Raw genomic sequence first — 26,644 nt, 5'->3', positions numbered from 1 at the left:
TTTACTATTATAATAACAAACGTATGAAGGCAAAATTAAAAGACCTAAGCCCGGTGGAATACCGAACTCAGGTCCTTGAAGCAGCCTAAGTACTTATGTCTAACTTTCTTGGGTCAGATCACTTTCTGTATGCTTTCATTTAAATTATTTAAATAGAGAAGTAGCATGTTGTAAACTTTGCTTTGCTTCCTTGATCATACTTTCCAAAAGTTCTTGAACAGAGGGCATATCATTAATTAGACCAGAGATTTGTCCACCATTCATAAAGCCAGCAACGCCATCCCCTTTAATCGCGCCGATTATATGAAAATCCTCAGAGGTTAATTGATGGAACTTCTCTGGAGTGATCCCCTTTTTTTCATATTCTAATAATGTTTGGGCATACTCGGTCGCTAATACACGCCGAATTCGTCCAATGGAACGACCTACAATTACGGTATCATTGTCATTTGCCTTCATAATTCTCTTTTTATATTCATCATGGAAAGGAGCTTCCTTTGTAGCGATAAATCTTGTACCCATTTGAACACCGCTTGCTCCTAATGCCAGCATGGAAGCAAGACCGTTGCCATCTCCAATCCCTCCAGCAGCGACAACAGGGATTGTAACTGCGCGGACAATTTGAGGAATTAGGGTAAGTGTTGTTAATTCTAAAGAAGAGTTAATTCCTGCTGCTTCATACCCTTCAGCAACGATAACATCAACACCTGCCGATGCTGCTTTTTTCGCTTGGCGGACTGAAGATGCAACAGAAATGATTTTTATCCCATGATCCTGAAGTAGCGAAACATATGGCACAGGATTACCTGCGGATAGTGACACGACACGTATTTTATGTTTCACAACTAACGAAAGGATTTCCTTTACATATGGGGAAACGCTAAGTGCAATATTTACAGCAAAAGGTCTGCATGTTCTCTTTTTTGTTTCTACAATGATTTTCTCAACCTCGGGAGGACTTAACGTGCCCGCGCCTATCATCCCTAGCCCTCCCGCTTCCGATACTGCAGCGGTTAATATTGCATTGCTAATATTCCCCATGCCGCCTTGTATAATTGGGTATTTTACATTTAAAAGGCTTGTTAGTTCATTCACCATATCCCCGCCTATTAACTAAATTCCATATCAATAAAGCTTGTTTTATTCCACAATATACGGGTGATCAAGCACATCATAATTGGCATCCTTATGCTTGATTTCATTGCCTTCCCTAAAAATCATTTCAAAAAATCGAGAGGCTGGCTCAGCTAATTCCTTATAATAATCACTGAATAAGGATGCAGCATGACTGCCTAACCATTTTTCAGGAAGCAACTCTTCTGGGAGACCGGGATCAACAAACAGAAATTTTCGGTATTCGTGGACAAGCTTTGTCCTTTCTACGAAACATTCCGCATCACTCATTTGCCCTTTTTGGATATTATTTTTATCAATAATGTATTTTTGACTATATTCGGAAATGAAGGCTTGATACTTCGCATTTATCTCCTCTAGGTCCCAGCTTTTTTCAACTAATCTAATATTCTCATGTGGTCCTGCATATTTGGAAATAAAGAAGTCAACATATTCACCGATACCGTATTTTTCAATTAAATCAAACACTTGTTTTTCTAAGTTATTGGCAGAAATCCAACAGCTAGTAGATAGAGAGCCGAACCCACTCCAAACAAGTTCTTTCCTTAACTCATCCCTAACTGTCCTAATTTCTTCTGGAATGGTGTACATGAATATTCTCCATTGTCCATCCCATTTTTCCGGTATAAGCTTAAAAATCCTTTTAGCCGCTTCATCGATCCGCTTTTGACCGCGTTCTGTTAATGAATAATAGCTCTTATTGCCAACTTTATCTGATTGAACCCACCCCTGTTTATTCATTCTTGAAATAGCCGCACGAACAGATTGATCATTATGGCCAAATTCACTCAGTAATCTAATTAAACTGCCAATCCAAATTTTACTGCCGTAATGGGAAATATAATCTCCATAAAGTGTAAATATCATTGATCTTGTGTTCAAATGAATCCAATCCCCATTCCATTTATATAGTCTGTCGAAAAATATACGTTATGTAATTCTACTATATAAAACGAAATTTTCATAATCTTTTCATAGATGGAAATTTGCATGCCTATAATAAGTAATTCAACGAAGAGACGAGCACTCTCGTAATACAAAGTGCTCGCAATCTGAGTTATTTTCCTTGAAATACAGGCTTGCGTTTTTCCATAAAAGCCTTTACACCTTCTTTATGATCGGCTGTCAATCCGGCAAGCCGCTGTGCCTGTGCATCTTTTTCTAAACCTTCCTCTAGAGTGCTTACCCAACTTGATTTTAGATTTTTCTTAATCAAGCCAATGGCCGCTGTTGGCATGGAAGCAAGCCTTTCAGCAAAAGCAGTAACTTGCTCAGTCCATTCCTCTAAAGGGATAACCTTCGTCACAAGACCAAACCTTTCAGCATCCTTGGCAGTAATCTTTTCTCCAAGCACAGCTAGCTCTAAAGCTTTTGCATGGCCAATAAGCCTCGGCAAGTAATAAAGATTACCAGCATCAGGCACTAGTCCAATATGAATAAAAGCTTCAACAAAACTAGCTTTTTCAGATAAGAGGCGAAAGTCGCATGCTAAAGCTAGACTCATTCCCGCACCTGCAGCTACACCATTCACAGCTGCAATCACTGGCTTTTCACATTTGTGAAGCTCCATAACCATAGGATTATATCTGCTTCGAAGAACCTCCCCATAGTCCAAATCTTGCGGTATATCTTCTAAATCCTGGCCTGAACAGAAGGAACGCCCTTCACCAGTTATGACAAGACAGCGAACATCTAAGTCTTTGCTCGCATTTTTTATCGCTTCCTTAAGCTCCAAATTTAGCTGCTCAGTAAAAGCATTTAATTTATTTGGCCGATTTAACGTAATCCAGGCAACTTGATTTCGGATTTCATATTTGACTGTTTCAAACATTGAAGATTAATCCCCCTCTGCTTCCTTAAAGTTCGGCTTTCGCTTCTATAAATTAATCACTTTTATTCATCCGCTGCTTCACCGATCATGAGTGTGATTAAATCCCCAGCAAACTTCATCGCATCCTTTCCCGATGCCTTTCCTTCATCCGTTCTCATAGCAGACTGCAGCGCCTCCAAACTATCATAATACATTTCGCACATTAAATAATATTTTCCTTTTCCGCCCATCGGACTCCCTATAATTCTTGTAACTTCCATTTTTCTTAGTCCAGGAATCTTCTCGGTAAGCGGCACATGAGTTTCAAAGTAATGCTTATCAAATGCCTCCTTGTTTTCAGGATGTTTATATAATGCAATTAATTTTGCCATTTCATTTTCTTCCCTTCATATTCATATTTTTATATTGTAGAAACTGGTTTCATCGCTTCGAATGGATTTTTACATGTCTTACAGTAAAGAATACTTCTACAGGCAGTAGGTCCGAAAAGATTGTCTAAAGATGTATAGGGAGAATCGCAGTATGGGCAATTCACATACCATTCTCCCGTATCGAGGATTTGTGATGGAGGAGGAGCAATACCGAATTTCTTTAAATCCTCTCTTCCTTTAGCTGATATACGGTCAGAAGTCCAAGGTGGATCGTAAATGAATTTCACATTGATTTTGTCCAGTTTAAATTGGTCATTCATTTCTTGCTCTACGTTTTTTCTTATGATGTCAAGAGCAGGACAGCCCATGAAGGTTGGCAATAATTCAATTGTTACATCATGATCGTGAACCGAAACATTCTCAACCATTCCTAAATCGACTATTGAAATGGTGTCGATTTCCGGATCTTTAACTTTATGAAGAGCTTCAATAATTTTGTCTTTCATCGATTGGCAATTCTTCATACAAAATCAATCCTTTGTTCCTACCAGCTTGCGGCAGGATTCACATTATATACTTCGGATAGAATAGCTAATGCTGATTCTAAATCCTTTGCATGTTCACCAAGCCGGCCATTCCCATTCTTCATTCCGAAATTTTCCGGTAATGATAAATTGACAGATTCAAAGATTGGCCGCATAGCCAATTTCCATTTTTGTTTCAACATTTCTTCATCTTCAATTAAATATAAATTCGCCATTTCACCCCCTAATGGTCCGAGAGTTAGGACACCTTCAAAGTCATCCAGCACCTTAATTACAGCTGCTTCCATTCTTATTCTTGCCTCCCCGCCAGCATCCACTAACTGCACAAACCATGTTCTCCAATGAAGGAGGTGATAATAAAGCTCCATATTCACATTGATCGCTATGTGCGCGAGGGGAGTATAAGATGAGTTTTTTAAGGAGTCCATACGAATTTTCTTTGCCTGCACGTAAAAAAAGTTTCTGACAACTGCAAATGCCCAGTCATATTGCGGCTTTGCTAAATAATGCCCAGGACCATTAACCATTTCCAACAAAACGGCATTTCTACGCTCCTTCGCTGAACGTGCATGGGCTAATTCATCGACCTTGCCTTCACCAAGATCTTCAAGAAGCTGATAAAACATAGCTGCATGCCCCATCGTATCTTGACTAATGGATGAAAAAGCTACGTCCTCCTCAATATGCGGAGCAAGCCCAAGCCATTCAGAACCTCGATAGGAGAGAATGAAATCATCATCCGCCAGCTGGTATAACAAAGCTTTTAAAGCTGTTTTAAACGCATCATCCATTGATGAAATATCAATCTTGTTCACTCTTTTTTATCCCTCCCCACGACAGAATTTCCTTTTCATCAAGCATCCCTTGTTCGTATTGCCGCCACTTTTTCCGCAAATATCCATACCCTTTCGTATTGCGATACTCTTTATTATCGAGCCGCTTCAATGCTAATTTTTCTTCAGGCGACATTTTCCGAATATGAGAACGATTAATCACCCAAATATCTGCTACTGGCTCTCTCCTCATAAAGTTTTCCTGAGCCATCACAAGAGCGATTTCATCGTTTGGGGCAAGCAGGGAAAATTGATATTGCAACGGAGATGTATCCGTTCTTTTACTAAACACTTCGAATTCCTCGTAAAATCCTCTACTGCTCAAATGTTCTCCCCCCATCTAAAGAATCTTTATTTTGCTGCCGCTAAAGCTTCACGTACCCAGTGATTTTCAATATACGTTGTTTGCCGTAATTGCAGCCGTTCCTGAGACTTCGGACCATTATTCCGTATGATTTCTTTAAATCGGCCCCAGTCAGGCTGCTTATATACCCATTTCTCCTTTTCTTTATCAAAATGCATTGTTTCATCAGGAACCGTTAATCCAAGCGATAAAACCCTTGGAATGTATTTTGAGAAGAAATCCTGTCTTAGATCTTCGTTTGTTTTTGTCCGAATACGGTATTTAATCGTTGTATCTTGTTTCGATGTTCCTGTCGTCGATGCATCAGCTGGACCGAAAAACATAAGAAGTGCTTCCCACCATCGATTAATAGCATCTTGAACCATCACTCTTTGTTCCTTCGTTCCTTCTGCAAGTGCCATAATAATCGATTCACCATGCTGTGCATGAAACACTTCTTCTGCACAAATCCTTTTGAGCGCTCTTGCATAAGGTCCGTAAGAAGCATCAAGCATATTTGTTTGCGATATAATCGCCGCTCCATCAACTAGCCAGCCAATTAGCCCCGCATCCGCCCAAGTAGGAGCTTCCATATGAAAAACATTATGAAACTTTAGCTTTCCACTAAATAAATCCTCCATAATATCTTCACGATTTTTCCCATATGGCTTCATTAAATCTTCTGCTACTCTCAAAAGTAATTGCCCATGTCCCATCTCATCCTGTACTTTTGCCATAATACCTAGTTTTCTTTTTAAAGAAGGAGCTTTAGGGACCCATTCTTTTTCCGGCAATGCCCCCATAATTTCACTAATCCCATGCATGGAGATTAATTTTATTAATGTCGTTCGGTAGTCATCCGGCATCCAATCATCAGCTTCAATTTTTTCTCCAGCGTTAATCCGTATCATAAAATCCCGATATTTTTCCTCATCTGCTTGTTGCTCATTATTTAAAGTTTCCGTCAAATCATTCACCCCCAATAATGGCCGTTTTTATATAACGTAAATTTACCGCATCATATATTATGTGTCATATGTTTAAGACAAAGATACCGTGAAGATCGGAAAAAGTCAATCCATTTTCAGAAAATTTTATATTGTTATTTAATTATGTATTACACTCGAATTTGTACTTTTTCAAATGAGTTCACCTTATGCTATATTTAAATAACATTTGTATTTTAGAAGGAACATGTCGTGATTACGGAGAAATAATAATGGAGAAAAAGGAGGAAGATCAAAATGGAACAAGCCATATTGGATTATCTTAAAGATAAAAGAGAAATTTATTTAAAGGAACTTTCTGAATTCCTATCAATTCCAAGCATTAGTGCCCTTCCAGATCATAAAGGAGATGTGCAAAAAGCCGCCGAGTGGACTGCGGATGCACTTGAAAGAATTGGAATGGAGCAAGTGAAAGTGTATGAAACGAAAGGTCATCCTGTAGTCTACGGAGAGTGGCTGAAAGCAGAAGGAAAACCGACGATTCTAATTTACGGCCACTATGATGTCCAGCCAGTGGATCCGCTTCATTTATGGGAAACCCCACCTTTTGAAGCAGCTATAAGGGATGAGAAAATATATGCTCGCGGAGCTACCGATGATAAGGGGCAAGTATTCATGCATCTAAAAGCCGTTGAAGCCATTTTACAATCAACAGGCACACTTCCAGTCAATTTTAAATTTTGCATTGAAGGTGAGGAAGAGATTGGCAGCCCTAACCTTCCAACATTTGTTGAGGAAAATAAAGAATTACTAGCTGCTGATGTCATCGTCATCTCAGATACAGGTATGTTGGAAAAAGGAAAACCAGCAATTTGCTATGGATTAAGGGGTTTATGCGGTCTGCAAATTGATGTTAAGGGAGCAAAAGGAGACTTACATTCAGGACTTTTCGGCGGAGCTATTCAAAATCCAATTCACGCCCTTGTTCAGCTAGTTAACTCATTTCATGATGCAAATGGAAAAATTACTGTCGATGGCTTTTATGATCGAGTTCAGCTATTAACAGATGAAGAAAAACAAGCATATGCAAATTTGAACATAAGTGATGAAAGCTTTAAGGAACAAGCTGGCGCCTCCGAGTTATTCGGTGAGGAAGGTTTTACAACCCTTGAAAGAGTATGGGTCAGACCAACTCTAGAGGTGAACGGAATTTACGGCGGTTTCCAAGGGGAAGGAATAAAAACCGTCATTCCTTCTGAGGCATCCGCCAAGATTACTTGCCGACTTGTTCCAGATCAAGACCCTGATGAAATTGTTAGCCTTCTGCAAAAGCACATTGAAAAAAATAAACCAGAAGGTGTTGAGGTTACAGTTTCACTATTTGATAAAGGCTCACCATTTGTTACCCCATTCGATCACCCAGCCATTCAAGCAGCTGGTCGCGTTTATGAAAAGGTATATGGCGTTCCAACCTCTTATACACGAATGGGCGGATCGATTCCCATTGTTGCAGCGTTTGACCAAATTTTAAAGCTACCGGTCGTGTTAATGGGATTCGGGCTTCCAGATGAAAATTTCCATGCACCTAATGAACATTTCCATCTAGAAAACTTCGACAAAGGATTAGACACACTTTGTTATTATTGGTATGAACTTGAAAACTCACTATAATAAGAAAAGACGCCGAGATCAAATGGCGTCTTTTCGTTTAACTATATATTCTCATGAATAGAGTATACTTCCCTCTTTTTCAAATATAAAAACATGAAGAAGAACAAGATCGCACTTGAACCTCTTAATATTCCGGAAACAATCATGGCAATATCCATATTCGTATATTCAAGCAGAAACACTCCAAATTGAGGAGCAATAAACGCGATGAGGGCTAACAAAATATTATAATTCGAAATACAAGTACTGCGGTTGTCCTCATTTGTTACTTCTAAAAGATGATTAAATAAAAGCAATACGATGCCCGATAAAAATAAACCTGATGAAGCATTAACAATGACTAAATACACTAAATTTGTTGAGAGCATTGTTAAAATAGGAGTACTTGCCATTCCTAATGATGCGAAAATGAGCATTTTTGCATTACTATGCTTGTCTGCCATTCTTCCCCACCATTTAAAACTAGCAATTTGGGCGATTTGATTCGATACTGTAAATAGACTAATCCAAAAGGCTGTCGCCCCTGCATATTTAATTTGGTAAATGCTAAACAAGGACCAGGCCATTTGCCAGCCAAAATTAAAAAATAAACTGCAAATTAAAAAATATACGAATGGTTTACTCTTAAACACATATAATCCAAGATTGAATTTCTTATTTACTTTCTTCTTATCATTCTTTTTTTCTATATGCTTCATTAAATAATAAAATTCCAAAAGACCAAAACTAAATGCAACAAGAAATAATAGTTGAAACGGCACAGGATTACTAGTTTCGGATTGCTGGAGAAGAATACCAATCATAAACGTCGATATCATCCCAACTATCGTCATTACTCTATTCCTTTCACTAAAAAAGCCGCTCCTTCTTTCATCTGGAATGATGTCTCCAATAAAGGATTGCCAGCTTAAATTGGCAAATGAGCCTGGGAGATTCATAAATCCGATTAAAAGAACGAATACCCAACTTCGAAATTCAATAGGCAAATAAATAACAAAAAACATGGCAATTAAAAACAATCGCGCAGCAAGAAAGGAATAGGCAGTAAACTTCTTTTTTTCTTCCAATCTGCTTAATATGAGCGAGCCAAGAAGCATCGCAAACATTCCGATAAACTGAGGCAATGAACTAATTAAGCCAACTTGATAATTCGTCGCTCCAAGTACACTAATTGCGAATAATGGAAAATAATTATTGCAAATATTTAAGACAACTGTTGTAGCAATGCCGTTCCGAATACTAAGCTTTTCATTTAATTTTAAAGTGCTAAAGGACTCTGCCATTTTTTCTCTTCCCCTATTAGAAAAGTATGTATTTCGATATGCTAAACATTTTACTTACGTAATCATAATCCCTTCCCTCCATAGTTGCAATATGTTTCGACTCGATCATAAAAATATTTTAGGCATAAAAAAACCTGGACTTGTAAGAATCCAGGTTTTTTGAATTTATTCTTTTTTACCAAAAATTTCAGCTTCTAATCTACGTCCTGTAGGTGTTGCAGCAAGACCGCCTTCTGCTGTTTCTCTTAAGGCAGATGGCATCGACTGACCAATTAAGAACATCGCTTGAATGACTTCATCACATGGGATCCGGCTTTTAATGCCAGCAAGGGCCATATCGGCTGCAGTCATTGCGTTGGAAGCCCCCATTGCATTACGCTTTACACATGGAACCTCTACCAAACCAGCAACTGGATCACAAACTAATCCAAGCATGTTTTTCAAAGTAATCGCCATCGCTTCAGCAGCTTGACTAGGTGTACCGCCTGCAAGTTCTACGATTGAAGCGGCCGCCATTCCGCTTGCGGAGCCAACCTCAGCCTGACAACCGCCAGCAGCACCTGAAATAGATGCATTGTTTGCCACAACAAATCCGAAAGCTGCTGAGGTAAATAAAAACTCGATCATTTCCATACGCGTTGGATTCAATACTTCCTTCACGGCAAATAATGTCCCTGGTACAACACCTGCAGAGCCAGCTGTCGGTGTGGCACAAATTGTTCCCATCGCAGCGTTGACTTCATTCGTTGCAACCGCTTTACTTACTGCATCAAGCAGAATATTACCCGATAATGCTTTTCCGGTTTTCATATAATTTTGAAGAAGAACTGCATCCCCGCCTGTTAAGCCAGAGACCGATGTCACTCCTTTTAATCCACGTTCGACAGCTTGTTCCATGACAGTTAAATTTCGGTCCATTTTTGCAATAATTTCTTCTCTTGAAAGACCTGTTACTTCTATTTCTTGCTGAATCATGATTTCGGCTATTTTCACTTGTTTCTTTTCAGCAAGTTCAACGAGTTCAGCTACATTTCTAAACAAAATCATCCATTTCACCTCTAAATCATGCTGTTTATATTAATCAACCATTCTAATAATCTGAGTTACATTCGGAACCTTTTCAATTTCTGCTAAAACATTTTGATGAATTTTTTGGTCAACCTCGATCACCATTAGCGCCATTTTCCCCTTCTCTTTTCTGGATACTTCCATATGGCCAATATTGATTTCATGATTAGCAAAAATCTGTGTAACAGCTGAGATAACACCAAACTGGTCGTTGTGTACCACTAGAATCGCAGGGTGCTCACCAGATAATTTTAGCTTAAAGGAATTAAGTTCCGTAATTTCAATCGTTCCTCCGCCAATCGAGATCCCAACAACCTCTAAATCACCGTTATCATCATAAAGATTAATCTTCACTGTATTTGGATGATCTGGCACCATATCTTCTACGGAAAAAACAATCTCCATCCCCGCTTCTTCTGCAAGCTTTAATGACGTAGGAATACGTTCATCAAACGTATCAAAATCTAAAAGTCCGCCAACAATAGCAACATCCGTTCCATGACCTTTATACGTTTTTGCAAATGAACCATATAGGGAAATAACCGCTTTTTTTGGTAGACGGTTGAATAACGTTCTTGCTACACGGCCAATTCTCGCCGCACCAGCCGTATGGGAGCTAGAAGGGCCGATCATAACCGGACCGATAATATCAAACGCAGATCTATATTTCATAGCAATTGCTCCTTTTTTCTTAATTAAACGTCAAAATTACTAATGCTCAGCAAGCTCTTCTGCCTGAAATTCATTAAGGGTTCTTATTTTTTGTAAATAATTATAGACAGTGAATTTTGAAACACCGAGTGCCGAAGCAACATAATCGGTCGCCCCTTTTATAAGGAAAGTACCCTTTTCTTCAAGCTGACGGACACACTCGACCTTTTCCTCAAGAGTCATTAATGAAGGCGCCTTCTTAAACCCGAGCAGAACTTGTTCAACCATTTCATGGATAACTTCTTGCACGGAAGAAAAGAAGTTTTCAGATTTTGTATGCTGCTCATCAAAGTTAATAAACTCTTCAATTTCACCGCTAAATTGCATTAATAGACTAATATCATAGTTAATGCATAGGGCACCGATGACCTTTCCTTCCATATCGCGAAGGAAAATCGTTGCTGATTTCATTATATTCCCTTTGTTTGATTGTGTTTTATAACTCGGGATGTCTTCTATATCTTGATCTTTCTTAGCAAGCTCATTTAATACAAGATCTGTAATAGGAGATCCAATTTTCCTGCCCGTTACACTTCCTGCGAGATGAATAAGTGATTTTTTTAAATTTGAGAAATCATGAACTGCCACCTCACAACGCGCACCAAACATAGTCACAAGCATGTCCGCTGTGCGAATTGCTAAATCAAATATGGGGCGATGAGATTCCTTCAATTCTCCCACATCCTTCAATCCTTCTATAATCTTATTATATTAATATTATCACAAATTAGCTGTAGTTAAAATAATATTTTAATAGCTACAAAATTATTGTAAGCCTTATAAATTGTTAACGTACTAAACCGCCATATGCGTTCATGTTCACGCGAGTTTCGTACCGAATAAAACCCGTCCACCCGCACATATATGACCTATGACTTAGAATAACACATTCACGAATGTAGCCATAAAAAATACCATAACATCATCAATGTCATGGCATTGTCATCTTTATACATTTTTCAATACTAAATATAAACGGTTCTCTCTACTCTTTTTCTCATCTTCAGGAGCTAAGTCATATTTTTTTAATAAATGAAATACTTCATTCAAAATGTCTTGGGTATGGTGCTCCTTGAAAAATGCTTCAAATAATGGACCCATATCACTTGGTAAAAATTCTTTTTGCTGCTCGTATTTCTGTTTTACATCATCATGTGAGTGATCTAATTTACATTCGCTCATGTAATCACCTCCCGCTCATTGGATGATCATATTCATTTTACTATGAGAAGGAAGGTTAGTCTAATAATGAAGAATCTAGTTTACATAATAATATTATAGTATATATTTCATCCATGCATACGAATAAAGGGCGAAGAACATGTCTTCGCCCTCATACTTTATTCAACATTTCCTGTATTTGCTCCGCTAACAGGAGTTACAGCTTTCTTTATATATTGATAATCGTTTCTGTTGATTGGAACAAATCCATCAGGTCGATAGAATCTGAGCAAATCTTTGTACACGATATTATCGGACATTTGCAGCTCAGTTTTCGCTTGTTCGGCTAATGGTTCACATGCTGCCCCATCTACAAGCTCGCCTGTTTCATTTAAATAGCATTTTTCATCAACTTGCGTATATTTTGGAGAAACAAAGTCCCCATTACGGAAAGGAATGACTTCACGATGATTTTTAGACAATAAATCAGAGCCAATTTCTAAATAATCCTTCGTATCAATTCCCAATAAGTGTAATAATGTTGGACGGACGTCTACTTGGCCGCCTAACTGATGCTGCACTCCGCCATCCACTCCAGGTACATGAATAAATACAGGAACTCTTTGTAGATTTCTCGCGTATTCAAATGGAGTAATTTCCTTTCCGATAATTTCAGCCATCGCATCATTATGATTTTCTGAAATTCCGTAATGATCTCCATACATAACAATTACGGTATTATCGTATAATCCAGATTTCTTAAGGTCATTAAAGAATTGCTCAATTGCCTGGTCCATATAATGTGCTGACTGAAAATATTGGTTCACTACTTTATCATTCGTTTCAGCTGCTGGAAAATCAGTGTCCCCTTCATCCATCTTAAATGGGAAATGGTTTGATAAAGTAATAAATTTCGTATAGAAAGGCTGTGGAAGACTTTCCAGTAATGGCATAGATTCAGTAAAGAACGGCTTATCCTTCATGCCATAGTTTTTCGTGTTTTCTTCACTCATTTCGTAATATTCCGCATCGAAAAATTGATCATACCCTATTGAACGATACATTTCATTACGATTCCAAAACGTTTTATAGTTTCCATGGAAAGCTGCTGAAGTATATCCATGCGTTTTCAAAATAGCTGGTGATGCCTGTAACGTATTTTGCGCTTTCGTTACGAAGACAGAACCCTGTGACATCGGATATAAAGAGTTTTCCATAATAAATTCAGCATCGGATGTTTTCCCTTGTCCTGTTTGGTTAATAATATTATCAAAGTAGAAGGTTTTTCCATCATGTGCTAACGAGTTTAAAAACGGTGTTACTTCCTGACCATTTAGTTTGTAATCAAGGATAAAGGTTTGCAGTGACTCCAATGAAATATAAATCACATTCATCCCTTTTGCTTTACCAAAGTAAACCGGATTTGGCGCTGCATAATGGGCTTTAATATAGTTCTCAACTTCAGTAATATCATTTGAATCTGCTAAAGCTCTTTGGCTTGCAGATTGCGCGTTTTGAATGACATCATAAACAGAGAAATTATAAGCACCAAGGTATTTGACAAGATAGTTTCTGTCAAAAGAACGAGTCAATAATTCCGGACGGTCTGTTTCAGCAAGTCCAAGATTAATAATAAACGTAATGATTGCAGCCATTAGAATATATTTTGCCGGCTTTCTGCTAACTGTTTTACTTGGGTTGTACCATTTTTTAATGACGAAAACAGCAAGAATGATTGTGTCAATAAAGTAAAAAATATCAAACGGACTCATTAATGAAAGAGCACTGTCTCCTAGCTGACCACCATTTGTTTTCGTCTGCATAACAACTGGAACTGTAATAAAGTCATTAAAAAATCGATAATATACGATATTGGCATATAATAAAAAAGACATCAAAAAGTTGATCGTTACAAAAAGAGCGGATTGAAGTTTTCCTTTAAACAAAAGAGCAATTCCTAAAAAGAACAATGCAGAACTTAAAGGGTTTAAAAACAATAAAAATTCTTGGAGTTTATTATCTATTCCTAAACTAAATTCAATACGGTAAGCGACATACGTTTTCAACCAAAGCAAAATCGTTATAAAAAAGAAAATTCTTAAATGTTTTTCCCTCATCAAATCTTTTGTTATTGATTTAAGCTTATTCATTAATTTACACCTCTTATTAAAAAAATCAGAAAAACTTAGCAAGCGCTAAGTTTGGAAATGGATTTATATGCAATTAAAATTAAATGAGTTGATGAACGCTTAATAATATAACATATATAATAACAAAATTAAACAGATACAATCAATATATTTTTTGTATTATTTCTTCATAATTCTACAAAAAATAAGAAATTTCTTTTATAAAAACATTAGATTTTTCTAGCATTATCCTTGAATATTTTCAATAAAATAAGATATCTATCCAATCAAAAGTCCTCTTTTTCACATAAATTATAGAAAAGGAGGGATAAAAAATGAATCCATTAGTAATTCTATATTTAGCATGTGTTTTGGCAGGGATTGCGTTAATCAAAGTACCTGTATCAGCTGTAATTACTGCCGGAATCGCAAGCTTCTTCAGTATTGTAGGTGGAATAGCAATTATCGTATTCTCTTTAGCATTACTCTATCTAGGGATCAAAGCACTAATCGGCAAATAGTAAATCTGGGAGATCTTAGTTGATCTCCCACTTACATATTGGTTTTTTACGTTGTTTTTGTAACTTTTATTTCTTGAATCCGTCAAACAAATAAATGAATAAAAAGAGGTTTGTTAAATACATGAAAAAATGGTTGCTAATATTTGGATTATTTTTATTAACAGGCTGTACTGAGAAAAACCTCCAACCGTCTGAACCGAATTTGCCTGATAAGGGAGCTGCACCTGTCGAAGAGAGAACACCGACAGAAGAAACTACACCTGAAGTAGACATAGCAATCGAAGACTACTTTCCTAAGGAAAATAAAACTTATATGTTTCGCGGTGAAGGAAATGAATATGCTACATATTCAGAAACTTTTTATAATAAAACAGATAGCTATCTTCCTTCCATTGTCGAAAATGGCGGAACGCGTTTATTACGAATTTATCAATTAACAAATAACAGTATTAATCTTGTCTATGAACAACCAGAATTTTATGACGAAAAGATCCCATCATTTAATGATTTAAAAAGTAAATTTAATCCTGTTCCGATTCTCCAAACTCCGTTAAAGGAAGGCAATTCATTTAACAATTGGAATATCACCGCGATCGATGCCGAATTGGATCTTCCAATTGGGAAATTAAAAAATATTATTGTATTAGAGCAACAAGATGACGAAAACAAGTCAACTGTAAGAAGCTACTGGGCTCCTAATTTCGGAAAGGTTAAACAAGAATTTATTTCTAATGAATCAGAAACAGAAGAATTTACAGTCACATCAGAACTTAAGGAAATAAAATAATAATAATGGGGCATTGGAGTAGACTGTTTATTCCAATGTCTCTTATTTAATAGTAGAAAAAGAAGTATAATATAAAAGTATGTTGATTAAAGAGAGGAGCTGTGCGTATGTCTTACGGAAATAGTGATAAAACTTTAGAGTTAATTAAGAAACTCGTATCAATCCCAAGTCCATCCGGAAACACATATGAAGTAATTTCCTTTGTTGAAAATTACTTAAACGAATTACATATCGAAACAAAAAGAAATCGAAAAGGCGGATTAATTGCTACCATTAAAGGCAAGGATGACAGTAATCATCGGATGCTCACTGCCCACGTAGATACACTCGGTGCCATTGTTAAGGAAATTAAGCCAAGTGGCAGGTTGAAGCTTGATCTAATTGGCGGATTTAAGTATAACTCCATTGAAGGTGAATATTGCGAGATTGAAACATCTTCGGGTAAAAAATTCACAGGCACTATTTTGATGCATCAAACATCGGTTCATGTATACAAAGATGCAGGCAAAGCTGAACGAAACCAAGACAATATGGAAGTTCGCCTAGATGAAGTTGTACATAATGCAGAAGATGTTAGAACTTTAGGAATTGAAGTAGGTGATTTTATCTCTTTTGACCCTAGAGTTGAAATCACGCCGTCTGGGTTTATCAAATCGAGACATTTAGATGATAAAGCAAGTGTAGCTATTCTTCTCCAATTAATGAAACAAGTGAAAGACGAAAATATAGAACTCCCTTATACAACCCATTTTCTCATTTCTAATAATGAAGAAATCGGTTATGGAGGAAACTCTAACGTCACTCCAGAAACTGTTGAATATTTAGCTGTAGATATGGGAGCAATTGGAGATGGGCAATCTACCGACGAATATACCGTATCTATTTGTGTTAAAGACGCAAGTGGCCCTTATCATTATGAATTAAGAAAAAGATTAACACAACTAGCCATTGATCACGAAATTAATTACAAGCTAGATATTTATCCTTATTACGGTTCCGACGCATCTGCCGCCATCCGTTCTGGTCATGATATTGTACATGGACTTATTGGTCCAGGGATTGATTCATCTCACGCTTTTGAGAGAACTCATAAATCATCGCTAGAAAATACGGCAAAACTGCTCTACCATTATCTTTTATCAAAAATGGTTCTTTAAGGAATAAAACCAAGCGCTTTTCTGTGCTTGGCTTTATTCTTTTTGACTTAAATGTTGTTAGCTACTTTACGATTGGCTGCCAGAGCCTTTTATTTTCGACACGTTTTGTATATCCTAATTCGTCAAGCCTTTCTAAAAATGGAATCATATATTTTCGCGAAAGGTTAAGAATGTCTTTTGCTTCCCCTATTTCAAACTCTAACGATGTTTCACTTTTCACCCTTTCTACCGCGGCCGTAAAGTGATCTATACACCAATAAAATTGCGCATCCAATGAAATAATTTCATGCGTTTCTTCTAAAAACCTCTTTAAATCTGTCACCATATCATTAGGGATGCCCGCTTTCGATAAATAATCATTTAAATATTTTACTTTATATCCATCCCTGCTCATATCAATAAGCATATTTTCTACACGCTTTTGCCAATTTTTCGGTATATAAGGAGAAAAGCCTTTGCCAAAAATAAATTGGTCTATCTTTCCGAAATCGGATTCATCAATTCCTTGTTCTAATACAAACTCAGCTAGCTTCCTCGGATACCCTTTACTTATTAATTGTATTAGCTCTGCCTTATTCATACCTTGCTTCAAAGGATATTTATTATGGAAATCCTGTAATCTTTCATCTATTTCTTGATTTATCGTTTCATAAATGGAGAAAAGAGTGAATTCTTTTCCTCCATAGAAATAAATCTCATTATTATGTTCGCATGTTTCCAGTTCTGCTCCAGTAATAGAGGCTCTTTTCAAAAGCTCTTGTTTCGACAGACTTTTAGCTTCTTTTAACACTGCCAAAATTCTCTCTGTTGGTGTACCTTCCTTTTTTCTTTCCAATTCCTCAACCGTATTATTCCCAAACCGATACTTTTCGCCTTTCGGCTCGATGACCCAGCCGCCCCCAATTGTCTCCTGAGGGCTTGGGCGCCTAATAATAAAACGATCTCCTCTTTTTGTTACAATTTCTTCCTCTAAACGAATTTGGCAAAGGATTTCCCTTTCCTCATCCTTTACTTCATTCCGATCAAAAAATACAATCCGGCCCATCACCTCAGCAGTCCCAATATGGCATTTTATTGGCATGCGCTGCTTCACTATGTAATCTAAATCGCTCACAACTTGAAGAGCTACATCAATCGTATCCGATACAATAAATTGTTCAGAAGATACTAGTACATCTCCTCGCTGGAGCTCCTCTTTCGTTATTCCAGCTAAGTTAATTGCTGTCCGTTGTCCGGCAAAGGCATGCTTAGCTGGTTTGTGATGAACCTGGAGCTGGCGGGCGCGGGTTTCCAATCCTTTCGGCATGATCATTAATGCTTGACCTTCCTCAACTGTTCCTTCAAAAACAGTTCCTCTTACAACGGTTCCCTGCCCTCTAACTGTAAATACTTGATCAATAGGCAATCGAAATGCTCCTCTAATATCCCTTTGTCCAAGCTTTTTTAAATCGTTGATAATCATATTTTTTAAATCACAAATTCCTTGCTTGGTAATACTGTCGACAAGCATAAAAGGTGCATTTTCGAACACAGTCCCCTTTAATTCTTCAAGGATGTCGTCCTTTACTAAGTCGATAAACTCTTCTTCTACTCGATTAATTTTTGTAATCGCGATAATACCATTTTTAACACCTAATAATTCCAGTATTTGCAAATGTTCATGTGTTTGCGGCATGACCCCTTCATCCGCAGCTACTACTAGCACTACGAGATCGATACCAGCAACCCCTGCAATCATCTGTCTAATAAACCGTTCATGTCCTGGAACATCGACAACCGATATTTGCAGCTCTTGATCTTCATAAAGAGGTGCAAACCCTAGCTCAATTGATATTTGTCTTTCTTTTTCCTCTTTTAATCTGTCTGTATCCACATTTGTTAACGCTTTCGTAAGGGTGGTTTTTCCATGGTCAATGTGACCTGCCATCCCAATCGTGAAATATCTTTTACTCACAGCTGTCACCTGCCTCTGAAATACTTTTTTGAATTATTTTATTGGATATTACTTTGCTTGTAGAATATATTTTTTAAATTCTAACTTTTTCGTAGTCTCTAATTGAATAATTTCAGAGTCTTCGAGGACTATTTTCTTCTTATATAAAGGTCCGTCAAATACAAATGTATGATATTCACCTGATTCACCCATTGGGCACAAATCTTTCGTTTGTATATCATCAAAAAAAGTGTGGTCCAACTGTCTGCCAAGCCATGTTTCATCTAATACATCTTCTCTTACTCGAATAACTGTCGCCTTATAACCAGAGTATAAAAATTCTTTAAGCATTCGTAATGAATTTTCTTTCTCCCCCCAAAGTGGATATAACGCTTCAATTCCTACAGCAACTGCTAATTTTTCTCCCCATTCCCGATGATCTTCCAAATATAAATCGCCAAAGGCAATGCCATTAAGATCATATTTTTCCTTCAAAGTTTTTATTGTTTCAATAAAGCGTTCAGTATATTCATTGAATGACGTCGTAATAAATTCAACGGGTATTTCTAGCGCTTCACCTTGGAGTTTTACTAATTCTAATTTTTCCCCATGTCCGAAAGTTCTTCCAAGCTCGGTCGGTACTGTTGTTACTAAACAAACTACTTCAATCCCATTATGAATTAATGTATCTAAACTTAAGCAGGCATCCTTTCCACCGCTCCACGATAAAGCCACTCTTTTTTTCAATACAATCATCCTTCACTTTACTTATTCAAATTTTACCATGAATTTTACTGTTTTATGTAAAAAGAAAGGATTAAATCCAATGATTTAAATTTATCCTTTCTTAATATAAAATTAAGTCAAGAATTGAAATTCTGTTTTACTTCCTGTCTGCGTAGCAATTACTTCAAGGCGGGCATCGATTCTTTCCTTTAGCTCCGGAACATGAGATATAATCCCTACAAGTCTGCCGCTGCTTTGAATGTCCATTAATGCTTCAATCGCTTGATCAAGTGATTCTGGGTCAAGCGTTCCAAATCCCTCATCTATAAACATTGTTTCCAATGAAACGCCGCCCGCGTAATGCTGAACAACATCTGCTAATCCTAAAGCAAGGGCAAGTGCTGCCTTAAAGCTTTCACCACCGGAGAGTGTTTTTACATGTCTTTCCTGCCCCGTATATTGATCGAAAACAAGTAATTCTAAACCGCTTTGTACATTTCCTTTTGAGCGGTCAGTTTTCCTTAATAACTCAAATCTGCCACTCGTCATTCTTCTTAACCTGCCATTTGCCTCTCTTAAAATATCATCAAGAAAAGCTGCTAATACAAAGCGCTCGAATGTAATACGATACGTATTTTGGCCTTTCGTAATTTCATACAGATGACCGACAATTTTATATCTTTCTTCCAAAGCCTTTATTTGCTCATTAATCCCAATTATTTTTTCGGCTATTTCAACATTTTGGCCTTTTTTAATATATAAATTTGTATACTCGTCTTGCAGTAAACGAATCTGGCTTTCGTTTTCATTAAAGGAGTTATTAAGTTTTTCCAAATCAGGCTTTTCCACATCTTTTAATATCTGTGACAATTCTTCGTATCGGTCATTAACAGAACGAACCTCCTCCCGATAATCACGTAACGACTTAACAAGTAATCCAATTTCTTGTTCCGACTTCTTTGCTCCGTTATAATCTCCGTAAGATTCAAACCCTTGTTCCTTCATTCTAGTAATAAACGCTTGTCTTTCATTAGTTAGGCGCTCTTTAATTCTTTCAACTTGCTTTTCCATCGTTTCACTCTTCGCTAATTCAGCAAGATATTTTCCTTTTGTATCTTGAAGACTAGCTTGAGCTTTTTCTAGCCTTTGAATAAGTTCCTCGTACCTTTTATTTGCTTTTATTAAAGATTCATCAAACGCTTCTACAGATCGGAGCTCAGGTGGAATATTTTCAATCATTCTTGTAAAGTTGGTTTTCTTTTCAGTATATTGAATGGTTGTACTATTACTTTCCTCAATAATTAGTTGAAGATGATTTTTATAATTCTGTATTTCCTGTTCAAGAAACTTTAGCTCGTTTATACACACTGGCAGTCTGTCTTGGCGTTTCGATAGTGCAGTTTGTATTTGTTGAAGATCATCTCGGTTCAAAATTAACGTTTTTTTAATAGATGGTAAAGCTTCAATAGTTAAGTCTTTCCTTTGTTTCTGCAATTCTGCAAAATTTGACTCTACTGTATCTTTTAATGCATTCATTATAGATAGTGAGTCATAATATGCAGATTCAGCCCTTGCTTTCTCCTTTTCAAGCTCTTCCTTCTGCCCTTTTGCCGCTTTTAAATCATGTTCATCAGGGATTGTCTCTACCGCAATGGCTAGATTTGGATGATGAGTGGACCCGCAAACAGGACAAGCATTACCGTCATGAAGCTTGTTAGCAAGTAAACTAGCTTGTCCATGCAGCCATTTTTGTTCAAGCAGATTGACAACTGCATTGGCATCATCTAAGCGAGAAAAAGCTTTCTCAAAAATTCCTTTTTGCTTTTGAAAGTTTTGTTTAGCCTGATTAAACCGAATAATAAGTTCTTCATAATTACTCATTTTTTCAAGTTCTGCAGCTAATTTTTCAAGTTCCCGGGCATTTTCCAAAAAGGTAAGTTGTTCTCTTTCGATCTTTTGTTTTTCTTCCGTTAGTATTAAGAATCTTTGTTCTGAGTTTTTCAGTGTCTCTTCAAGTCTAATTTTTTCATTTGTCTTCTTTTCAAGGTCCATTTTAAGCAACAGAACCTCATTCTTTACTTTTGAGAAGGAGTGAATATCATCCTTCATATTGTTAAGTCTACTAATTTCTTCAGTAAGGGCTCTCCGTTCCTCTTCACGATTTTTTTCTTTTTCATATTGGAACTCTTGAACTGTTAATTGCTTTTCTAGCGAAGAAATGAACGAATTCATTTTCTCAAGTTCATTATTAGTCTCGTCTAGATCCTTTTTAAGATGATGACAAAGCTCCTCCTGCTGATCAAGCACTGCTGCTTTTTGAGCAAGTTCAATACTTCTTTCGATTTGAATGTACTTTTCTTGTTCATGTTTAAGCTCCGTTTTTCGTATCCATAAATCATCTTTAGCTTTTAGCTGTTTAACAATAGCTTCCGCTTCAAATAACTTCTGCCGAATATTGTCTCTTGTCTCCTGCTTGCTTTTCAATTGATCAGCAAGTTTAGACAACTCATCATTCATTTGATCAATCTCGGCTTTTAGGAGAGGTATGATAATATGATCATTCATACTTCCCGCTTGTAAATACGTACTTAATTCCTCATTAAATAAGGAATGAATTTGCTGAATAGCCTGATTCCGGTTTTCAATTTGTTTTTCTACCGAAACCTTTAATTCTGTTGCTTCTTCCTTTAATTTCTCCTCAATCCGTTTATACACTTGCGTATGAAAAAGACGCTGCAGAATGACTTCTTTTTCTTTACTATCAGATGTTAGTAGTTTTCTAAACTCTCCTTGTGGGATCATGAGGATTTGCCTAAATTGGTTACTGTCTATAATCATAATTTCTTTTATTTTTTCATCGACATCACGTGTATTAGAGGCAATTAACTGTTTTTGGCCAATCTCATTCACCATATATAGTTCAGCTTTGGCACCTATTGTTGTAAACCCTTCCCCACGCTCTTTTTTCTTTTCTTGTTGAGGAGACCTAGAAATAATGAATGTTTTATTCCTTAAGGCAAATTCTAAAGTGACTTCAGTTAACAAATCATCTTTAGCAAATTGGCTTCTAAGATCGGGACCGTTACGGTCTTCCCCGCTTGCTCTCCCATATATAGCATAACTAATCCCATCAAAAATAGTGGTTTTTCCAGACCCAGTCTTGCCGGAAATAACGAACATCGTTCTGTTTCCTAGTTGTGTAAAATCGATCATTTCTTTTCCCGCATATGGGCCGAAAGCTTGCATCGTTAACTTTAAAGGTCTCAAATTAACGCCTCCTCCTTCAAAGCCTTCTCAATTACTTCATTCATAACTGCACTTTTCTCTTCCGTAAATTCTGTCGTAGTCATTTCTTGATAAAATTGTTGAAAGAGCTCAATTTCTGATTTCTTTTCATCTTTAACTGATGTAAAAGCTTGCTTTTTCTTCATATCTGTCATGTTAATTTTTCGCTCAAGATGTAATACGTTTGGGTATATTTGCCGAAGTTTATTAATCGGATCCAAGATGGCTCCTTCATCACGCAAAATGATTTTCAAATAATCATCGACCACTTGCTTCTCGTAAAAACTTGGATCCATTAGCTCATCAAGAAAGCCTTCTATTTCTCTCATATCTTTTTTCGGGGTTAGGGTGCGTACTCTTAATTGGAAATGACCTTTATTATCCATCTCAATTATAGTAACAGACTTTTCTTGATTGGCTTCTGAAAAGGAATACTTTAGAAGTGAACCGGAGTAACGGATTTTCTCATGCTTGATTGCGTCTGGACTATGCAAATGCCCAAGTGCTGTATACGAAAATGGTTCAAAGAGGTCTGTATTTACACAGCCTGATCCTCCGACTGACAGTGTCCTTTCTGATTCAGTTGTTTTTCCCCCGATTACAAAAGCATGTCCTACGAAAACATTCGGTTCATTTGGATTCAATGAATCTTCTATTCTGCCAATGACAGCTTTCATTGCATCTTGATGAGTATGGATCGAGTCATCTCCAAGCAGCTGACGAACCATACTAGGCTCAGCATATGGAACGAGATAAAAATTCACGCCATTAATTCGTACCGGCTGAACTTCCTTCTCAAGCTTTCCCGATAAATAAAACTGGCTTTGACGATACCATGAACTTCCGAAAGACAGTCTTTCCGCACTATCATGATTGCCTCCAATAGCAACTATAGGAGTTTTCAATTCAACATTTATCTTAAATAAAATGTCATTAAGCAGTTCAACTGCTTCTGTTGGAGGGACAGAACGATCATATAAATCTCCTGCAATGACGACGGCATCTGGTTTTTCTTCAGCAATAAGTTCAACAAATTGCTTCAAGAAATGGCGTTGGTCCTCTGTCATATAAATACCATGCACAAGCTTCCCTAAATGCCAATCGGCTGTATGAATAAATTTCAATTCTACCACCATCTTCTATTTTTTATATTCTCCTAGATTGAGTATAACCATTATATCAAAGATAGTCTGTTCATCGGTTCGGGTAAATAGTAGAAATAACTAAACGCGAATATATGTTTTAATAAAATTCAATAGAAAGGATTATATTATTCCTTTTTAATAGAAAATAAAAAAACAGTCCGGCCATTGGCTAGACTGTTTATCAGTTTAATAATTATAGTTTATTAACGTTAGCAGCTTGTGGCCCACGAGCACCTTCTACAACTTCGAAAGATACTTCTTGACCTTCTTCTAATGTTTTGAATCCTTCAGTTTGGATTGCAGAGTAATGTACGAATACATCGTTTCCGTCTTCTCCTTCGATGAATCCGAAACCTTTTTCAGCATTAAACCATTTAACTTTACCGTTTTTCATGAAAAAAATCCTCCTATAGGCTTGTAAGCCACGTGTTAATTCACCATTTACAACGATTATAGCTTTTACTCATCATCACTCATCCGAATATTCGAATTCTTCGGAAAATTACTTGCAAAAAATATAATACGATGCATAACGGCTTACTTTAATTTAGCATTATTGGAAAGGAAAGTCAATCAATGGAAATTCATTTACTCCCTTAAACGGTTGGGCAGGTCTTGGATGGAATTCACTACGACATCAAGCTTGGCTTCTATTCGGTGCAGCAAAAATAGAGTCACAACGATGGGGAAACCTACTTCACTTATGAATGGCAAGAAATCTTCCATTACCATCCGCTCCTTTCTTTCGTATTATTATATTTCACCTCCTCTTACTTCCTATATATACCTGGGATGAAAAAAAGGACATAAGACCTCCCTACTTATTTCAATTTGTCATTTTTTCAGCTTTCTATGTAGTTAATCATCTTCTTCATAGGATATTAAACAAGCCAAATGACGGATTTTACATAAAATGATGGTAATAAAGAACAGTGAGGTGATAGGAATGAACTTAATTGATTATTTAAACCAAAATTACATGATGCTTGTACCAGCCCTTTGGGTATTAGGCTTCGCACTAAAACATACACCAGCTATTCCGGATTGGATGATTATTTGGATACTCTTATTTGTCTCCATTACCATTGGAAGCATAGCTTTTGGATTCTCAATAGAGGGACTTGTTAACGGAATTACCGCAGCAGGTGTGGCTGTATTAGGCCATCAAATGTTTAAACAAACTTTATTAGGTAACAATTCAATTAAAAATAATAAAGAACAATAAAAATCAAAAAAATAGCCGTTCATCGTATAAATGAACGGCAAAGTGTAGTTCACAAAGACCTAAGGGAGGAGATCTTCCATATTATCTTATTAAAAATGTGCGAAATCGCTTGGACAATCCCCTCCGCTTTTTCATTATTTTTATAAAATCAGTGCTGGTTATTTAAGAAGTATAAATTCATTCAATTATGAAGGTCGGATTTTTCTAGTTATTAGAACCATTAAAGCATCCTTAGTATCATTTGCAAACTTGATCGGATGATCGACTTTTTCAAAATGAATGTACATCAATCTTGGATTATCAAAAAGCCAATGATTGTGAAAAGCTGTCACAATAATGTCATGTTCACGAAGCCTGCTTATGAATGGATTTAATTCTTCCTCTAAAATCACTGTTTCACCACTGCATAATGCTCGGCCATCAGATGTGAGTGATTCGAAAGTAAACATTTGCGGTATTAAAAGGAAAGACCTGCCTCGCCTACCAAGCACACGTGGCATAATATTTGTTCGGGATTTCATAACTGTACAAACACCATTTTCAAAGGTGTGCATTGAACCTTCTAATATATTATTAAACTCCTCGCAAAGCTCTTCTTCCCGCTTAGTTGCTCCTTGTCTTGTAGTACGTTTAGAACGGCCGATATTCCTTGTAGTTAATAAATCTAAAGCTCTTCTAACTTTCCTTGCAAATGATAAGGGCTCCTCCACAGATTCGAAATGAATATACATTAAGCGTGGTTCATCAAATAACCAATGATTATGAAGTGCTGTAACAATAATTTCATCTTCACGCAAACTTGAGATAAATGGATTAATCTCATTTTGAAGGATAACTGTTTCTCCTAAGCATAATCCTTTACCTTCTTGATCAAGGTGCTCAAATGAAAAAGCCTGTGGAACAAACATAAAAGACTCAGCTCTTCTGCCCAATACGACAGGATGTAGATTCGTTCGAAAACTAGTTGCGGTACATACACCATTAATAACCGAAGGAGTTGCTCCAAGAATCTCCGCAAATTCTTGGCAAAGTGTGTCTGGCTGCATATTGCCCATAGAGTTCATCGAATATTCATCTCCCGATATTTTTTCATTCAGGATAATGTATTCAGCGATTTACTTTAAGAGCATGACTATAAGAAAAGGCCCCCATTACTTAATTTCTAAATAATGAGGGTTTTTGGTTAGGATCACTTTGCAGTTATATACCGTCGGTCATTAATCCAGTTAATAAAATTATCGACTACTATGTCTAGAAACTTTATTGTTGGCTCGTGCGTGATGCTACCCCTCTCATCCATTTTTTCATGGATTACACCAATGTAGACTTCATTTCCTGGGATAAGTGGCGATCCTACTCCTGGACAGAATAAAATTTCACGCAAATGCTGCTGCGCACGAACAGTTCCTAATGTTCCCATTGTAGTACCCATAATCCATGACGGTTTCCCTATCATTACTTTCTCCACTCGAGATAACCAATCAATAGCATTTTTCAAAACACCAGGGATGGAGTAATTATATTCAGGCGTAACCCAAAGTACAGCATCTGCCGCAGCAACTTTGCTTTTGAATTCTTTCACGGCCTCTGGAGGATCCATTTCAATATCCATATCCTGATCATAAAATGGTAGATCTCGTATTGGTAAAATTTCAATGTCTAATCGGTCCTTATATCTTTCCTGAATAAACTTGGCAAGCTTTAAGTTATATGATTCTTTACGTATACTACCAACAATAGCTACAACTTTCATATGTACAACCTCCTAAACTTTCACTTATAATTTACAAACTAGCTAACGAAAAAGTTATTGTTTCAATATGATCGACTAAAAAATC

General features: G+C 36.9%; 28 protein-coding genes. 6 read left to right on the top strand and 22 right to left on the bottom strand.

The features are described 5' to 3' along the window. Positions 1-89: IS3 family transposase (locus F7731_RS08910; RefSeq protein WP_151534440.1), on the top strand; the 89-nt coding region annotated here is incomplete at its 5' end. 55 nt (positions 90-144) lie between these two features. On the opposite strand, the gene F7731_RS08905 is transcribed toward F7731_RS08910, so the two are convergent. The 8 genes from F7731_RS08905 to paaA all read right to left on the bottom strand — a co-directional run bounded on the left by F7731_RS08905 (position 145) and on the right by paaA (position 5,968). Further along, positions 145-1,095, bottom strand: a complete 951-nt coding sequence (locus tag F7731_RS08905; RefSeq protein ID WP_151534402.1) for an NAD(P)H-dependent flavin oxidoreductase — start codon at positions 1,093-1,095, stop codon at positions 145-147. A 45-nt stretch (positions 1,096-1,140) separates the two neighbouring features. Beyond that, entirely contained in the window at positions 1,141-2,016 is an 876-nt protein-coding gene (gene paaX / locus F7731_RS08900) for a phenylacetic acid degradation operon negative regulatory protein PaaX (RefSeq protein WP_151534401.1), read from the bottom strand. Between the two features lie 175 nt (positions 2,017-2,191). Further along, the gene (locus F7731_RS08895; RefSeq protein WP_151534400.1) at positions 2,192-2,965 is read right to left on the bottom strand and encodes an enoyl-CoA hydratase-related protein; all 774 of its coding nucleotides are present in this window, start codon (positions 2,963-2,965) and stop codon (positions 2,192-2,194) included. 62 nt (positions 2,966-3,027) lie between these two features. Then, a complete protein-coding gene (locus F7731_RS08890) occupies positions 3,028-3,336 on the bottom strand; it encodes an EthD family reductase (RefSeq protein WP_151534399.1) in 309 nt (102 codons plus the stop codon). A 29-nt stretch (positions 3,337-3,365) separates the two neighbouring features. Continuing rightward, a complete protein-coding gene (paaD, locus tag F7731_RS08885) occupies positions 3,366-3,860 on the bottom strand; it encodes a 1,2-phenylacetyl-CoA epoxidase subunit PaaD (RefSeq protein WP_151534398.1) in 495 nt (164 codons plus the stop codon). 20 nt (positions 3,861-3,880) lie between these two features. Further along, on the bottom strand, positions 3,881-4,672 hold the full coding sequence (gene paaC, locus F7731_RS08880) for a 1,2-phenylacetyl-CoA epoxidase subunit PaaC (protein WP_151534439.1): 792 nt from the start codon (positions 4,670-4,672) through the stop codon (positions 3,881-3,883). A 10-nt stretch (positions 4,673-4,682) separates the two neighbouring features. Then, a complete protein-coding gene (paaB, locus tag F7731_RS08875) occupies positions 4,683-5,039 on the bottom strand; it encodes a 1,2-phenylacetyl-CoA epoxidase subunit PaaB (protein WP_151534397.1) in 357 nt (118 codons plus the stop codon). 26 nt (positions 5,040-5,065) lie between these two features. Next, a complete protein-coding gene (paaA, locus tag F7731_RS08870; RefSeq protein WP_246197166.1) occupies positions 5,066-5,968 on the bottom strand; it encodes a 1,2-phenylacetyl-CoA epoxidase subunit PaaA in 903 nt (300 codons plus the stop codon). 333 nt (positions 5,969-6,301) lie between these two features. Here paaA and F7731_RS08865 point away from each other — a divergent pair, with 333 nt between their 5' ends. After that, positions 6,302-7,675, top strand: a complete 1,374-nt coding sequence (locus tag F7731_RS08865) for a dipeptidase (RefSeq protein ID WP_151534395.1) — start codon at positions 6,302-6,304, stop codon at positions 7,673-7,675. 41 nt (positions 7,676-7,716) lie between these two features. On the opposite strand, the gene F7731_RS08860 is transcribed toward F7731_RS08865, so the two are convergent. The 6 genes from F7731_RS08860 to ltaS all read right to left on the bottom strand — a co-directional run bounded on the left by F7731_RS08860 (position 7,717) and on the right by ltaS (position 14,015). Continuing rightward, positions 7,717-8,958, bottom strand: a complete 1,242-nt coding sequence (locus F7731_RS08860) for an MFS transporter (protein WP_151534394.1) — start codon at positions 8,956-8,958, stop codon at positions 7,717-7,719. Positions 8,959-9,123: 165 nt separating this feature from the next. Continuing rightward, positions 9,124-9,999 (bottom strand): L-serine ammonia-lyase, iron-sulfur-dependent, subunit alpha, encoded by an 876-nt coding sequence (sdaAA, locus tag F7731_RS08855; RefSeq protein WP_151534438.1) that lies wholly within the window; start codon positions 9,997-9,999, stop codon positions 9,124-9,126. A gap of 36 nt (positions 10,000-10,035) precedes the next feature. Continuing rightward, the gene (gene sdaAB, locus F7731_RS08850; RefSeq protein WP_151534393.1) at positions 10,036-10,698 is read right to left on the bottom strand and encodes an L-serine ammonia-lyase, iron-sulfur-dependent subunit beta; all 663 of its coding nucleotides are present in this window, start codon (positions 10,696-10,698) and stop codon (positions 10,036-10,038) included. Positions 10,699-10,737: 39 nt separating this feature from the next. Beyond that, the gene (locus F7731_RS08845) at positions 10,738-11,418 is read right to left on the bottom strand and encodes a helix-turn-helix transcriptional regulator (protein WP_246197159.1); all 681 of its coding nucleotides are present in this window, start codon (positions 11,416-11,418) and stop codon (positions 10,738-10,740) included. Positions 11,419-11,685: 267 nt separating this feature from the next. Beyond that, positions 11,686-11,919 carry a group-specific protein gene (locus tag F7731_RS08840; protein WP_151534392.1) on the bottom strand — a complete coding sequence of 78 codons (234 nt, stop codon included), beginning with the start codon at positions 11,917-11,919 and terminating at the stop codon, positions 11,686-11,688. Positions 11,920-12,077: 158 nt separating this feature from the next. Continuing rightward, on the bottom strand, positions 12,078-14,015 hold the full coding sequence (gene ltaS / locus F7731_RS08835; RefSeq protein ID WP_151534436.1) for a lipoteichoic acid synthase: 1,938 nt from the start codon (positions 14,013-14,015) through the stop codon (positions 12,078-12,080). Positions 14,016-14,362: 347 nt separating this feature from the next. Here ltaS and F7731_RS08830 point away from each other — a divergent pair, with 347 nt between their 5' ends. The 3 genes from F7731_RS08830 (at position 14,363) to F7731_RS08820 (ending at position 16,492) form a co-directional block, all read left to right on the top strand. Beyond that, complete coding sequence (locus F7731_RS08830) at positions 14,363-14,548, top strand: hypothetical protein (protein ID WP_151534391.1); 186 nt, start codon at positions 14,363-14,365, stop codon at positions 14,546-14,548. A gap of 121 nt (positions 14,549-14,669) precedes the next feature. Next, a complete protein-coding gene (locus F7731_RS08825; RefSeq protein WP_151534390.1) occupies positions 14,670-15,335 on the top strand; it encodes a hypothetical protein in 666 nt (221 codons plus the stop codon). Positions 15,336-15,442: 107 nt separating this feature from the next. Beyond that, positions 15,443-16,492 (top strand): M42 family metallopeptidase, encoded by a 1,050-nt coding sequence (locus F7731_RS08820; RefSeq protein ID WP_151534389.1) that lies wholly within the window; start codon positions 15,443-15,445, stop codon positions 16,490-16,492. Positions 16,493-16,553: 61 nt separating this feature from the next. On the opposite strand, the gene selB is transcribed toward F7731_RS08820, so the two are convergent. The 6 genes from selB to F7731_RS08790 all read right to left on the bottom strand — a co-directional run bounded on the left by selB (position 16,554) and on the right by F7731_RS08790 (position 24,307). Then, positions 16,554-18,446, bottom strand: coding sequence for a selenocysteine-specific translation elongation factor (gene selB / locus F7731_RS08815; RefSeq protein ID WP_151534388.1), 1,893 nt, complete (start codon positions 18,444-18,446; stop codon positions 16,554-16,556). 48 nt (positions 18,447-18,494) lie between these two features. Further along, the gene (locus tag F7731_RS08810; protein WP_343032852.1) at positions 18,495-19,181 is read right to left on the bottom strand and encodes a Dph6-related ATP pyrophosphatase; all 687 of its coding nucleotides are present in this window, start codon (positions 19,179-19,181) and stop codon (positions 18,495-18,497) included. A 102-nt stretch (positions 19,182-19,283) separates the two neighbouring features. Next, complete coding sequence (locus F7731_RS08805) at positions 19,284-22,418, bottom strand: AAA family ATPase (RefSeq protein ID WP_151534386.1); 3,135 nt, start codon at positions 22,416-22,418, stop codon at positions 19,284-19,286. Next, positions 22,415-23,560, bottom strand: a complete 1,146-nt coding sequence (locus tag F7731_RS08800) for an exonuclease SbcCD subunit D (RefSeq protein WP_151534385.1) — start codon at positions 23,558-23,560, stop codon at positions 22,415-22,417. The genes F7731_RS08805 and F7731_RS08800 overlap by 4 nt, the downstream gene beginning before the upstream one ends. A 214-nt stretch (positions 23,561-23,774) precedes the next feature. Beyond that, positions 23,775-23,975, bottom strand: a complete 201-nt coding sequence (locus tag F7731_RS08795; RefSeq protein WP_066288596.1) for a cold-shock protein — start codon at positions 23,973-23,975, stop codon at positions 23,775-23,777. Positions 23,976-24,169: 194 nt separating this feature from the next. Then, positions 24,170-24,307, bottom strand: a complete 138-nt coding sequence (locus F7731_RS08790; RefSeq protein ID WP_151534384.1) for a YvrJ family protein — start codon at positions 24,305-24,307, stop codon at positions 24,170-24,172. A gap of 220 nt (positions 24,308-24,527) precedes the next feature. Between F7731_RS08790 and F7731_RS08785 the strand changes: the two genes are divergently transcribed. Then, positions 24,528-24,806: a phage holin family protein gene (locus F7731_RS08785; protein ID WP_151534383.1), complete on the top strand. Its 279-nt coding sequence runs from the start codon at positions 24,528-24,530 to the stop codon at positions 24,804-24,806. 185 nt (positions 24,807-24,991) lie between these two features. Here F7731_RS08785 and F7731_RS08780 read toward each other — a convergent pair whose 3' ends face one another. Together F7731_RS08780 and F7731_RS08775 are read right to left on the bottom strand one after the other, a co-directional pair. Then, positions 24,992-25,870 carry a DUF1259 domain-containing protein gene (locus F7731_RS08780; protein WP_151534382.1) on the bottom strand — a complete coding sequence of 293 codons (879 nt, stop codon included), beginning with the start codon at positions 25,868-25,870 and terminating at the stop codon, positions 24,992-24,994. Between the two features lie 125 nt (positions 25,871-25,995). Further along, positions 25,996-26,559, bottom strand: a complete 564-nt coding sequence (locus F7731_RS08775; RefSeq protein ID WP_151534381.1) for an NADPH-dependent FMN reductase — start codon at positions 26,557-26,559, stop codon at positions 25,996-25,998. Between the last annotated feature and the right edge of the window lie 85 nt (positions 26,560-26,644).

Origin of the sequence: Cytobacillus depressus, from assembly GCF_008923245.1 — a bacterium.
GTDB classification, from domain to species: domain Bacteria; phylum Bacillota; class Bacilli; order Bacillales; family Cytobacillaceae; genus Cytobacillus; species Cytobacillus depressus.
This window is presented reverse-complemented; position numbering and strand designations above follow the sequence as displayed.